This is a genomic window from Kistimonas asteriae (assembly GCF_018263925.1).
Lineage (GTDB): Bacteria > Pseudomonadota > Gammaproteobacteria > Pseudomonadales > Endozoicomonadaceae > Kistimonas > Kistimonas asteriae.
In genome coordinates this window covers 62,556-76,750 of sequence record NZ_JAEVHF010000023.1, presented here as the reverse complement: position 1 = coordinate 76,750, position 14,195 = coordinate 62,556, and the positions used below count along the sequence as shown (strand labels likewise).

7 protein-coding genes are annotated in these 14,195 nt (G+C 50.6%); all 7 read right to left on the bottom strand.

Annotation, left to right across the window (positions count from 1 at the left end; translation table 11 throughout):
• Window positions 1-300: 300 nt before the first annotated feature.
• Entirely contained in the window at window positions 301-1,338 is a 1,038-nt protein-coding gene (locus KHS78_RS20085) for a cytochrome-c peroxidase (RefSeq protein WP_211830638.1), read from the bottom strand.
• A gap of 9 nt (window positions 1,339-1,347) precedes the next feature.
• A complete protein-coding gene (locus KHS78_RS20080) occupies window positions 1,348-4,620 on the bottom strand; it encodes an FG-GAP-like repeat-containing protein (protein ID WP_211830637.1) in 3,273 nt (1,090 codons plus the stop codon).
• 253 nt (window positions 4,621-4,873) lie between these two features.
• Window positions 4,874-5,947 carry a type II secretion system protein gene (locus KHS78_RS22525; RefSeq protein ID WP_211830636.1) on the bottom strand — a complete coding sequence of 358 codons (1,074 nt, stop codon included), beginning with the start codon at window positions 5,945-5,947 and terminating at the stop codon, window positions 4,874-4,876.
• 116 nt (window positions 5,948-6,063) lie between these two features.
• Window positions 6,064-9,723 carry an FG-GAP-like repeat-containing protein gene (locus tag KHS78_RS20070; protein WP_211830635.1) on the bottom strand — a complete coding sequence of 1,220 codons (3,660 nt, stop codon included), beginning with the start codon at window positions 9,721-9,723 and terminating at the stop codon, window positions 6,064-6,066.
• Window positions 9,724-9,882: 159 nt separating this feature from the next.
• On the bottom strand, window positions 9,883-11,214 hold the full coding sequence (locus KHS78_RS20065; RefSeq protein WP_211830634.1) for a type IV pilin protein: 1,332 nt from the start codon (window positions 11,212-11,214) through the stop codon (window positions 9,883-9,885).
• 171 nt (window positions 11,215-11,385) lie between these two features.
• Window positions 11,386-13,071 (bottom strand): ABC transporter permease, encoded by a 1,686-nt coding sequence (locus tag KHS78_RS20060; RefSeq protein WP_211830633.1) that lies wholly within the window; start codon window positions 13,069-13,071, stop codon window positions 11,386-11,388.
• Window positions 13,071-14,120 (bottom strand): extracellular solute-binding protein, encoded by a 1,050-nt coding sequence (locus KHS78_RS20055; RefSeq protein WP_246506707.1) that lies wholly within the window; start codon window positions 14,118-14,120, stop codon window positions 13,071-13,073. Before KHS78_RS20055 ends, KHS78_RS20060 begins: the two co-directional genes overlap by 1 nt.
• Window positions 14,121-14,195: the final 75 nt, after the last annotated feature.

The following is a 14,195-nucleotide window of genomic DNA, read 5'->3' as shown; positions in this document are numbered from 1 at the left end:
CAACAAAATATCTCTCTCGTTACCTAGCTTGGAAGCGATATTTAAAGACCCATATCTTCTCAGAAGAAGGCTTTTTAGATCAGATTTCTATTCATTGGGTAAAACAACACTTAATGTGAACAGAGCCCACCTCACTTATTCAATGACATATAATAACCAGACGAAAAAAGATTTTTAATATAATTTCATAAACCTCAGACTCTCCAATTAACAACATGTTCATCTTTTAATTAACAATGCTGTTGGAGACAGCAATCATACCAATCAGAAAGATACACACAGCAAGCGGTAACAAATCAATTATGGCTTAAAGGCCTCATTAGCAATAAACGATTCATCGGTCAGCGTTTTAAGAAAAGCCACTATTGCCTGTTGTTCATCATCAGTCAGCCCTAATGGTTGCATCAAATCTGTTTTATTGCTGACATCAATGCCACCATTGTTAAAATGACTAACCACTTCTTCCAAGGTCTGCATACTGCCGTTATGCATATAAGGTCCTGTCAGTGCGATATTACGCAGCGTGGGAGTTCTGAATTTACCGCGGTCATCTGCAGCGCCGGTGATACGCATCAAGCCGGGGTCTGGGTCATCCACAGCACCGGGCAAACCAATATTGTAATAACCATACAGTGTCAGGTTTTGTCCATAATGACACTGGTAGCATCCCGCCTTGCCATTAAATAACTGGAAACCTTTCTGTTCTTCTTCAGTTAATGCTGATCGGTTGCCACGGTAAAAAAAATCATCATAACGGGAGTTGGTACTGATCAGCGTCCGCTCAAAGGCGGACAATGCCCTCACAATCACTGAGGGATCCGGCTCACGATCGTAGGCTTCACGACTCATACGTACATAATGATCATCCGCTTTCAGGCGGTTAGCGGCATCTTCAATCTTCAACCCCATCTCTTCCGGGTCTTCAATAGGACTTTGCGCCTGGATTTCCAGCGTATGGGCGCCACCATCCCAGAAAAGCGCCGGGTGAAACGCCACATTGGTCAGCGTTGGGGCATTTCGGAAGCCCGGGTGATTATTGATCCCCGTAGAAATCGGCAGCTGGCGAGGGTCAGAGAACGCCAGAGAGGGTTCATGACAGGAGCTGCAGGACATGGAGTAATCCGCACTCAGAATCGGATCGTAAAAAAGCTTCTTGCCCAGCGCAATGCGCGCTTCAGTCAACTGGTTATCATAAGGGATTTCAAACGCCAGAAATCCCTCAGGCAATTCAGGCAGCCTGAAGCTGTCTGACTGCATAAAAATGCGAGTCACCACACTGCCAGCTATCGCCCCTGTCAACAGGGCGATCAGTGCAATCCTTGCTTTATCCAGCGCCATGCTTAGACCTTATTGTTGTCGGATCACCAGTATCTGGTCTGCAGGCACATTCTCCAGCACCTGCTCAGTCCCATCAGGCCATACAACGCGTAAGCGTTTAACCTTTTCATCTCTGCCCAGACCAAAATGGCTCTCCAGTGGATTCTGGGACATATAGTTATTTTCCACCCGAACCTCCCGCATCTGTTGCCCTGATGCGCTAAACAGATAAATCCTCGCACCAATCCCATGCTGATTAGGCGCATACCCCTGTAACTTAACCGTCAGGAAATGTGTGGTATCGCTATCCTGACCGTGTATGTTATTCCTGTATAACACGGCACTGCCTGTGTTGTTGACCACCAGAAGATCGACATCACCGTCCCGGTCATAGTCAAGACAACTGACCCCACGCCCCTGCCTTTGGTCTGTTATCCCGTATTCAGAGGCCATATCCCTGAACGTGCCATCCTGCTGATTGATAAACAACCGAGACTGCTGATTCCGAAAACCACCCGCCTTGCCCAGAAACGCTTTACGAAAGAGGGACAGGTAATAGAATTCCTCAAGATCTGCCCGTTGTTTTTCAGGCAATGAAACCGTCAGGCTTGAGGCAAAGGCTTCAAACGTCGAATAGCGATCGTCCACCTCGAAATCATCAAGATTCAACAGTTCCATTAAATAAAGAAGATCCGGCCGGGTTTCCCGCAAATCAATAGAGAAACCATTGGCATGGAAAATATCCAGCCAACCATCGTTGTTGAAATCGGCGGCACAGCTCCCCCATCCCCAGCCGCCATCAGCGACACCTGCTGTTGATGTGGCATCACTAAAGGTCAACCGGCCATCTTTTTCACCTTCATTCTGATAAAGACGATTACCCTGAAAGCCCCAACCCAGGCCGCCCTCAGCACTTTCTCCCTTACCGTCAGGGACATAAATACTGGTCACAAACCAGTCAAGATCACCGTCATTGTCAAAATCAGCAATTGCGGCCCCCATACCGTTTTCATCGCTAATGACGGATTTATCCGTCTGGTTCTTCAGGCGCTTTCCGGATTGGTTAATAAAATACTGACTGGTCAGAAAATCACTGGCCAGCGCCAGATCAGGCAATCGGTCGTTATTGAAATCGGCAAAATTGGGGGTAAAGACAAAATCCCGTTCACCTATCTGACCGTTAACCCCATACTCCCGGGCTACGCCAGTAAACAGCCCACGGCCATCATTACGCCAGAGGTGTTCCTCTTCGGCACCGACAGTGACATCCCAGTGCGCCAGCCAGGCATCCAGGTCACCATCACCATCCACATCCCCAAAGCCCGCGCCCACTGTTGAGCGCCCAACCCTGAAACCGGCACGACTGACCGGCAGAAACCGTTCCCGACCATTATTGAGGAACACGGCAGGCGCCTCTGCATCCATACTACCGGTGAACAGATCCAGCCAACCATCGCCATTCAGGTCCACCAGCACAGCCCCTGTGAGATCATGAGCACCGCTGAGCCCCCAATTATGTTCAGGCTGTTGATAGAAGCCCTTGCCCTGGTTGATCATCACAGCAGCGGCTTTCTGATCGCCCTGATCAAAAATCAGGTCTGCCAGACAATCGCCATTAATATCACCGACAGCCACTCCACCATTCATGATGAGTTTGGTAATGGTTGCGCCGTAGTTGTGAATCACTCCCCCTTTTTGCGCCTGTATGCTGATCTCGCGATGGGTTGTCAGTCCCGCAGCCTGAGTCACATCGGTAAAACCGCGCTGGTACTCATCGGTTTCACTGAGCTCACACTCAACTTGCCATGTTTGTATATCGCCCAAATCAGGCAGTACACCGGTATCATGCCTGGCATTCACTGTTATGGGAGGTAGTGAATGGTCATTATCAAATCGCCCTGGAATCCGGGCATTCAGACGATTTTTATCAGGGGCTTCTCCCTGGGGAAGCCAGGGCTTCAGGCAATCACTGTCTGTAGTGCATGGATCCGTAAGCGTTTCCAGAAATGCCACCAGATAACCGATGGATTCGTCAGACAACCCCCTGGCAGCCTGCCTGTCAGATTCCGACAAATAATCACCATGTGTTTTCTGGTGTTCCAACGCCGCATAGGTGTTGGATTTTGCATCGGGATAGGTCACAGCAAGACCGTGAAACTGCGGTAATTGTTGCAAACTGAAATCGTATTCTTTCAGTGAATTTTCAGGGTTCAGGTGATGCCGGATGATGCCTTCGAGTGTCAGGAATGCACCGGTATGCCCATAAGGTGCGGTTTCGGAGACATTGAGCAGGCTGGGCGTCCGGAAGGCATACATATCATGAACCTGCCGGGTTGCGCCGTAACGACCAAGATCACGGTTGTAAATGGTTTTGCCCGGCCCGAACTGTGGCATGGCAAGATTGTAATACCGTTCATCGGTAAAAAATTCACCGCGGTGACACTGGTAACATTGTGCGCCGCCTTCCTGTAACGGGGTATAAAACAGGGCTGCGCCCCGTTTCGCTGCCTGACTGATGTCCCCCTCACCGGATAGCCAGCGCCGCCAGGGCGAATCAATAAACACTTGGGAACGCTGATATTCTGCCAATGCGGTAGCAATATTTTTGTAATGGATGATTGATTCCACAGGCGCATCAGGTTGATCAAACGCCCAGCGAAACCGTGCAGGCCATTCGTTGGTTTTCAACTCGCCGGTTTTTCCCTGCAAACGCCTTTCCAGGTAATCCCTGACCGCCCCATGCTCCCCTGCCATGGATGCAGAAAAACCACGCATTTCATTCAATGCTACAACAGGAAAACGTGCCTGTGCTTCTGTCAGGTTTGCGCCTGATTCAGGATCCTTCCCTCCAAAAGGACTGTCTGGTGTCCTGATGACTTCGCCCTGCCCATTCGGGGCTGGCTGTTGCGTAGGCCGGTACATGCCAAAATACTGCTCTATGGCTTCAATACGACCGTCATAAAACATGGCTCGATCATAAAACGCGATATTGAAGGTCGTCGGTGAGTTTCTCTCCACATTGGGACCCCCATTCGCTTCGGGATCAATATGGTAATTCCCATCATGCCGGCGGCCTGGACCGACAATATCGGGTGAAATTGCCCCCACGCCTACGGGAAGTGACAAGCCATCTGCGCCACCCAGCCGCGGATCATGGCAGCTGGCACAAGCTACATCCTGATTGCCACTCAGGCTCTTACTGAAAAACAACTCACGACCAAGCTGAGCCAGCTTTGAATGCGCTATGGAGGGAAGTATTGAGCGGTTACGCATTAATTGATCGTTGGAAAAACGAGAACGCATTCTAAGGTATGCGTCCATTTGACTGCCCGATAACCGCTCAAGCCGCTGGCTATCGACCATTTCTAATTGGCTATGCTCTATATCTTCAGCCCACGTAACAACAGCCATAGAGAACAAACACAAGCCAACGAGTCTCTGCAGTCGATCAGTCATTCCATTAACAAACCTACATAATATTTGGGGCTGGCAGAATTATCATGCTGCCAGCTCCGTGATCGACTTGAGATCAGCTCACTAGAAAATCATCAAACGATTAATTATGGAAAACATCTGACTCATAGCCCTCGTATTTACACCCTTTCTCCTCACCCCAGTATCCATAAGGTTTACGGTAAGCATGCCCACGCAAAGTGAAACATTTCTTCACCTTGCTGTAACGACTTGACCCTTTAAATTTAAATTCCTTTATTTTGCGCCATTTCAGGATACCGGCTTCCCAGCCACTGCCCCCAACATATCCATACAGATCAACCCTGATATCCTTTCTTTTTTTCCCGCCCGGGACAATGACGTTATGCGCTTCATAAACAGATAACTCACCCGTCTGTTTATAGTACCTCCAGCTCCTACCTCGCTCCTTGTAATACACCTTCATCCTGCCAATGTACAACACTCCATGCGGCATAAACAGGCGCGTATATGTCTTTTGATAGTCCGGCGGCGGCGGTGGCGGCGGCGGCGGCGGTGGCGGCGGCGGCGGCGGCGGTGGCGGCGGTGGCGGCGGCGGTGGCGGCGGCGGTGGCGGCGGCGGCGGTGGCGGCGGCGGTGGCGGCGGTGGCGGCGGCGGTGGCGGCGGTGGAGGTGGCGGCGGTGGTGGCGGTGGTGGCGGTGGCGGCGCCACTGCGACATCTATACCATCCGAACCAGGTCCTGGCGTAGGCGGTGGAGCCGGCCGCACTGGGGGAATATCAACATCATTCTTAACACATTCCCTACCACACTCTTCCCAGTCCATCTCAGTACCGATAAGATTGCCGTACAACGTGAAGACCTGCTGATTTGAGCTACCGGGAAATGCATCACTCTTAAAATAAACATTAATCCTGTAAGCATCAGCGCCATCCTGAATGGCCTCAGCTTTCTCGACATACTCCATGTTCGCATAGGTTCTGAAGACCGACGGAGGAAACTTACGTTTGCTGGCAACATGGGTATCAATACCCTGCCGCATCTCATAAGCCAACCGGGCGGCCTCTTCAACTTTGGCCTTATCGGTAAAATCCCGATAAGCATACATTGCATAGGCGAGGATCACGGCAATGATCAAAACAGCAAACATCATTTCAATCAGGCTGTAACCTTTTGCTGGAAACTTGTTCTTTTTCACGATAGTCCTGCCCCCTCCATGAGACATAAGACTGCTACTCAACGCGTTATGATTGGGATAATTATTAATCTAGATTGAGATACACCAAGAAGTAAAGCTGCCAACACATGTCTTACTTATTGAGACGCCTGAGCTTTCTGCCGAACCACCAGCATCTGATTGACAGACAGGTTCGTGATACGTTCTTCCTCCCCATCAGGCCAGACAATGCGAAGCGCCATTACCTGCTTATCACCGCCCAACCCAAAATGACTTTCAACGGGGTTCTGTGACATGAAATTATTTTCTATGCGCACCTCGCGCATTTGTGTACCTGATGCACTCTGCAAATAAATACGCGCACCAATAGCATGCTGATTAGGCGCCTTTCCCAGCAATTTAACTGTCAGAAAGTTGGTCGATTGGCTATGTTTCCCGTGTATTGTATTGCGATAAAATCCCACTTTTCCCGTGTTATTGGTTGTGATGATATCGATATCACCATCACGGTCATAATCAAAGCAGCTGACACCCCGCCCCTGGCCGGTATCATTAACACCATAAGCCGCAGCCATTTCCTTGAATGTGCCGTCTTTCTGGTTAATGAACAGTCGTGATGACTGCTTGCGGAAAGCTTTAAGCTTTTTAAGGGTTAATTGCCGGAATGTGGCCAAATAATAAAAGGCCTCAAGATCAGCCAACTGCTGCCCAGTGAATGTCATTGAGACACTTTGCTGGAAGTCTTCAAATGACGAATAAGGCTTTTTCAGCTCAAAATCCTCAAGCCCTAGCATGTCCAACAAATACAATAGATCCTTGCGGGTTTCACGCAAATCCACATGAAAGCCATTCACATGAAAAATATCCAGCCAGCCATCATTGTTGAAGTCTGCCGCACAGCTACCCCAGCCCCAGCCGCCATCTGCCACGCCGGCCTGATCGGTAATATCTGAAAAACGGACATTTTTCTTTGCCACAGTGTCATTACGATACAGACGGTTCCCCTTAACCCCGATCTGCAACCCTTCCATTTCAGACGTTAAAACACCACCCGGCACATAGACACTGGTCACGAACCAGTCCAGATCCCCGTCATTATCAAAATCGGCAATGGATGCCCCCATGCCGTTATCGTCCTGAATGACACGTTTATCCGTCGTGTTTTCAAAGGATTGTCCCTGTTGATTAATAAAGTACTGGCTGGTCATGAAATCAGCGGTGAGCGCCATGTCTGGCCAGTGATCATTGTTCAGATCAGCAAAATTGGGGGTAAACGTAAAGTCCCTTTCCTTGATATGGCCTGCGACCCCGAACTCACGCGCCCTGCCAGTAAACACGCCATTGCCGTCATTCAACCATAAGTGTTCTTCTTCTGCCCCAAACAGGTTGAGACCGTCCCAGTGCGCCAGCCAGGCATCCAGATCACCATCGCCATCGACATCACCGAAGTTCGCCCCGAGCGTCGCTCTGCTGACCCGGAAGCCGGCATGCCCTATCGGTAACCATTGATCCTTGCCATTACTGAGCAAAACCTTGGGATGATCAGCCTGTAAGTTGCCGGTAAAAAGATCCAGCCAGCCATCACCATTCAAATCAGCCAAAACAGCGCCGGTCAGATCATAGCCTGCCGGCAGTCCCCATGCCTTATTCACAGCCTTGAACGTACCATCACCCTGGTTGAGAAATGTTTTGCCGGCTGACTGATCGCCCTGGTCGACAATCAGGTCTGTGAAACAATCACCATTGATATCACCCACCGCCATACCACCGGTGAACATTAACATTTCAAACGCAATATCCTGCCGGGATTCACCACTGCCGTGCTGGGCTTGCGTACTGAGTTGACGATGAGTATCCAGCCCAATAGCGAGACTGACTTCGTCAAAACCAAACCCATGATCACCGGATTGCTGGATGGCACAATCAAGCGTAAACGCTGGCACAGCCCCCAGACTGGCCTTAGGTACAGGACCTGACTTCTCAGGCTTCACCCATTCAGGCAATGCGCGCTCATTATCAAATTCCGCCCCAATCGTCGGCTCCAACCGGTTTTGATCCGGCGCCGGCCCCTGCGGCATCCAGGGTTTCATACAGTCGGCATTGGTAATGCAAGGGTCGGTCAGACTCTCAAGAAAGGCGACCAGGTAGCCTGTTGCTTCTTTTCTCACCGCATCGTTGGTCCAGCGCTGCGCTATTCCATTCTCATGATTCATCTGCTGATAGACGCTGAACACATGGTCGGTATTTTCCTTTGCTGTCTCATAAACAACGGGGAGTTTTCTGAACTGTGGGAGCTGCTGCAAGGTGTAATCAAAGCCTGCCAGCGAACGTTGTGGCATCATGTGGTGCTCAATGATGCCCTCCAGGGTCATGAAAGCGCCGGTATGCCCGTAAGGTGCCGTTTCAGTAATATTCAGCAAGCTGGGAACCCGGAAGGAATACATATCCAGTGGATTCCTTGTCACACCATATCGTCCAAAATCCTTACCTCTCACCGTCTTACCGCGACCAAACTGAGGGACAGACAGGTTGTAAAAGCGCTCATCCGTGAAGAAATCCCCACGATGACATTGATAGCACTGAGCCCCACCCTCGTTGAGTGGTGTATAAAAAAGCGCAGCGCCTTTTTTGGCTTCGGGAGTCAGACCTCCACGCCCTTCCAGCCATGCTTTCCATGGTGATTCGATAAAGAGCTGCGACTGCTGATAAGCCGCTAAAGCCACAGCAATATTGCTGTAAGTAATCAGCGACTCAACACTGGCATCAGGTTGCTCCAAGGCCCACCGGAATAGCTCAGGCCAGCGGTTATTCACCAGTTCTTTTGTTTTTCCCTGAAGCCTCTGCTCCAGCTGATGGCGCACATCATGACTACTGCCTACATAGTTGTCAGAAAACCCCCGCATTTCATTCAGCGCAACTACCGGAAAGCGACTTTGTGCGCCAACAAGGTCTGAACCGGCACGGGGATCTGGACCACCAAAGCGGCTATCGGGCGTTTTGATTAACCGGTCAGTCTCGGACGCAACAGCTTCAACAGCGGTATGGTAACGCCCATCTATCCACTGAATCACTTCGGCACGGCCATCAAAAAACAGCGAGTTTTTATATAACCCAACATTAAACGTAGTAGAGGAGTTCCTCTCCACATTGGGGCCTGCATCTGCTTCTGGATCCACAAAAGGATTACCATCATGTCGTCTCCCTGCCCCCACCCTGTCGGGATCCATGGCTCCCACGCCAACGGGTAGCGATAAAGCATCGCTCCCCCCTAACAACGGGTGATGACAACTGGCACAGGCAACATCCATGTCGCCACTGAGACTTTTACTGAAAAAAAGTTCACGCCCAAGCTGTGCCAGTTTTGACGTTTCTATGGAAGGAAAAGTACGGCCTGAAACGGGATTACCACTTAAGCCTTGGGCAACAATAATGCGTTCTTCCAGCAGTTGATCAAGTTGTCTCTTATCAAGATCGTTGACAAACAATCTTTCTATAGCAGGCTCTTTATTCTGTTGTTTATAAAATGTGTTATCAGGCTCGTGCCCATATTGCATTGACAACCGACTAGCTGCATTGCCTGATTCTCTTACTGCAACCTCTGGCATCAATGTTTTATAAGCCGTTTGATGACCTTGTAGTATTGTGTCAGAGGTGGGATCAGATTCTGTCGCAGGGATAGCATTATTCTCCTTCCATACGACATATAACGTGATAACAGCGCCAATCAAAAGTAACAACCCGACCAGAAGCAATAGCAGTCTACGACTTGCAGGCTCAAGCTCTTTATTGCCTGGCATTAATGCATCCTTCCTGTGAACTTTTCTCGCCCTGACAAATCTGCTGGTGATTAAACTGCGCTCACCCCATAATCATGGTCATGAAAACGGTATAAATACACAGGCAGCATCACGATAAAAATCAGGGACTAGATCTTATTTATGTCACTTCCGTCCGTTTTAACGGACCCAAAGTCTGCCGCCACAACTTGTACTCTCACCACCCAGGACACGACTGAACACAGTGCCCCAATATTTAAAACAGACTCTTTTCTCGCTGTCTGGGCCTGCAGGCTGCACAACCTTTGTACCTACACCTTCCCAACACCACCCCATATCAAGAAATCCACAATTCGGCCCAATCCATTGCACATGGACAACAATTTTTTCCACCGGATTTTCATGCCCCCGCCAAGAGGGTACAACTATCGCGTGTTCTGAGCCTATGGCCTGTTCATGTGTATAAGTCTTGGTTTTTCCACTTCGGTAATGAATCGTGAAAATCGATTTACCCACATAACCCGCTTCATTAAGTGTATTAATATGGGTTGTGCCCCAGTCATAAATTGGCTTTGGAGGCTTGGGCATAAAGTCACCGCCACCAGGATTCGGGTTACCTTCACCATTCCAGTTATCACCTGGATACTTGATCTCAGGCTTGGCCCAGTCAGGGGTCTTCGGATCCGGCTTCCATTTGGTCGGTATTGTTTCAAAAAACTCATACTCTACATCACGGCCTCTAGGGGCAGGATCCACGCTTTGAGACCAGATCTTTACCCATGCTCCTTTATTCTTATCAAATTGCTCAAGCTCAGCCGTTATCAGATCGAAAGGGTACTCCCCCCCTTCCATGACATAGTTTTCGAGTCCGTAGTATTGCTTCGCACCATACTTGTTGACTTGTTCCCCTTGCTTAGTCGCCCTGACATTGGCTCTTATGGCTCCATCGTGCTCATTCCCACCCTTGAACTTGATCACCACTTTGGTCTTGCCATAGGCTTTGATCACGTCAATTGAAGGCGTTGTTGGACCACCGGGGGTAGTGACAATCCCACGATTAGATGGAGGTGGAACAGGCATCGCCGGAGGAATATCCACAGGATTCTTAACACAGGCATCATCACACTCGTTCCATTCCATCTGGGTATCAACCAGATTGCCATAGAGCGTAAACACCTTTTGTGACGAGCTGCTTGGAAAAGCGTCTCGTTTAAAATAAACGTTAACACGATAGGTATCAGCGCTATCTTGTTGCGTTTCAGCTCGCTCAACATACTCCATATTGGCGTAGGTTCTATTGATCGGCTGGGGAAATTCACGCTTTGACGTGACATGAGCATCAACGCCCTGCCTGATTTCATAAGCCAGGCGTGCCGCTTCCTGAATTTTCGCCTTATAAGTGAAATCCTGATAGGCGTACAAGGCATACGCAAGAATCACGGCTGCAATCAACACCGCAAAGATGATTTCAACAAGGCTATAGCCTTTTGCTGGATTATTATTCTGCTTCACAACAGTGTTGCCTCCTCCATGAGACAAGAGTCAGCCTAAAAGGCCATTAACTATTATCAATCTAGATTCTCATTCAGGAAAAAGTAAAGCCGCCGTGACCACTCACTAGCCTCAATGTACTACGATGACAGGCATAGCATAAGCCGTTACTTGATAGGCCAGAGGAGAGGCCTAATGAGCAGCAGAACGACGCATTAACAGAACGACAGGCAGAAAACCCGCAATGACCAAGGTCAGAGCAGGCAGTGCGGCGCGCTCCCAATGGCCTTCCGAGGTCATCTCATGGATACGAACAGCGAGGGTATCCCAGCCAAATGGACGCATAAGCAGCGTGGCTGGCATTTCTTTCAGAACATCCACAAAGACCAGCAGGGCTGCCGTCAACACACCGGGCGCCAGCATAGGCAGGTAGACACGGCGAATCACCGTAAAAGAATCGGCACCCAGTGTTTTAGCTGCTTCCTGCAAGGCTGGGCGTATCTGGGCGATACTGCCGGACAGCGGTTCAAATGCGACCGCCAGGAAACGGATACAATAAGCCAGCACCAATGCCATCCAGCTGCCAAGAAATACCTGCTGTACCGGTAAGCCAAGGCTTTCCTGCAATGTTGCGACAAGGCCATGATCCAGCCAGCTGAATGCGGTCATCACCCCTACAGCCAACACCGAGCCGGGTAGTGCATAACCGGTTGTTGCGACTCTGACTGAACGCAACACGCATCCATCAGGCTGCATTCTGCCGGCAAAGACAAGTAAAAGAGCCAGCACAACCGTGATGCCCGCTGCAGATGCGGCCAGTAACAACGTATTGAACGCTAACTCCAGGTAACGTGCATTCAGATCCTGCAGTGCGTTGGTGGTAATCCAGTAAAGCAACTGGACTACGGGAATAACGAAGGCAAGTGAAAAAACCATCAAACACACACTACTTGCCAGCCAGGCCTTGGCACCGGTCAGCCGGGTTCTTGAAAGTGGTTGTTGACGCTCATGACAGGTATAACGAGCACGCCCGCGACTCCAGCGCTCTGCAGACAGCAGCAGGAAAATCAGCAATAACAGGAGAGAAGCGAGCTGCGCAGCGGCCTGCAGATTAAAAAAACCGTACCAGGTCTTATAGATCGCGGTTGTCAGGGTGTCATAGTTAAACACTGACACCGCACCAAAATCCGCCATGGTTTCCATCAGGGCAAGCGCAACACCACCGGCAATGGCCGGACGCGCCATCGGCAGCGTCACACGAAAGAAGGCCTGCAAGGGCGATAATCCCAGCAGTCGTGCAGCTTCCAGTGTACTGCGCCCCTGCCGTAAAAACGCAGTACGGGCAAGCATATAAACATAGGGGTAAAAAACCAGCACCAGCGTGGTGATCATCCCGCCAGCCCCACGGATATCAACCCAGGTAAAGCCAGGCACCACCGCTCGAAGCCAACTCTGCAGGGGGCCGCTGAAATCAAATACCCCCAGATAGACGAACGCCAACACATAAGCGGGAATGGCAAAAGGCAGTATCAGCGCCCAGTCCAGCCACTTACGCCCCGGGAAGTCACACAGTGTCACCAGTGCCGCCAGCGCTACGCCGAGCACCGTGACCCCCACGCCGACGCCCACGACCAGCATCGCTGTATTCCCCAGCAGACGGGCCAGTTGTGTCTCTATCAGGTGCTGCCAGATATCGACCTGGACATGACTCCAGCTCAATAACAGCACAACAACCGGGATCGCCACGCCACCAGCAATCGCCAGCGCCACGAGACGCCAACCCAGCCAGCGGTGCAAAACACCCCGAAATGCAGAACGCCCGCCCCGGATGGGCGAGCGCTCAGGATCCGGAAGCGCGAAGGTCCCGGAGGAAAACATCAGTTGTACTTAGCCCGATCCATCAGCTGGATGGCCTCAGTCTGCAACCGGCCGGCGGTTTCCACATTCAAGTTATCCTGCTTGAAGTTCCCCCAGGCAGCCACTTCCGAAGAAGGCTGAACATCGGCATTAGCAGGGTATTCCATATTGCTGTCCGCCAGGATGCTCTGGGCTTCCGGCGTACTCATCCACTCCAGCAGTTTCGCCGCCGCTTCCGGATGCTTGGCATAACGGGTGATGCCTGCGCCTGAAACGTTCACATGCACACCGCTACCGCCCTGGTTAGCCCAGAAAAGTTTCAGATTGGTATCCGGCTTCTGCTTCAGCAGACGACCAAAGTAGTAGGTATTCACGATGGTGACATCACAGATACCGCTCGCAACCGCTTCCATAGCCTTGGTGTCATTGGAAAAGACTGGCATGGCCAGGTTATGCACCCATCCCTTCACCACTTTTTCACTGCCGGGTTCCCCCAGACGGTCGATCATGGTGGCGACCAGTGACTGGTTGTACACTTTCTTTGCGGTTCGAAGGCACAGTCGGCCTTCCCACTTAGGGTCCGCCAGGTCTTCATAGGAAGAGAGCTGTTCCGGTTTTATCCGGTCGCTGGCATACACCATGGTGCGGGCACGGACAGACATGCCATACCAGTTGTTATCTGGATCCCGCAGATGGGCAGGAATATTTTTTTGCAGTGTTTCGGAGGTATAGGGCTGCAGAATGCCCTTCTCTTTGGCTTGCCAGAGGTTACCGGCATCCACAGTAATCAGCATATCCGCCGGGGTGGTCTTGCCTTCAGCTTCAAGGCGGGCGATCAGGGGGGCATCTTTATCAGTGATATAGCGGATCTTTACACCGGTCTTCTTGGTGTAAAGATCAAACAGAGGCTTGATCAGTTCTTCATTACGTGAAGAGTAAACCACCAGCTCATCATCAGCCGCTGAAGCCACCGATGCAGAGAGACCTGCAAACAGTGTGGTTGACGCGAGCAATGCCGCCGTCAATGTTTTTTTCAACCCCAGTCCCATTGCAATCACCTTATCGTTCATCTACTGCTGCATTGTGGCGCAATGTTAATCATTATCATTTGTAACCTCAACAACAATATGTTGGCTGTCAATAAT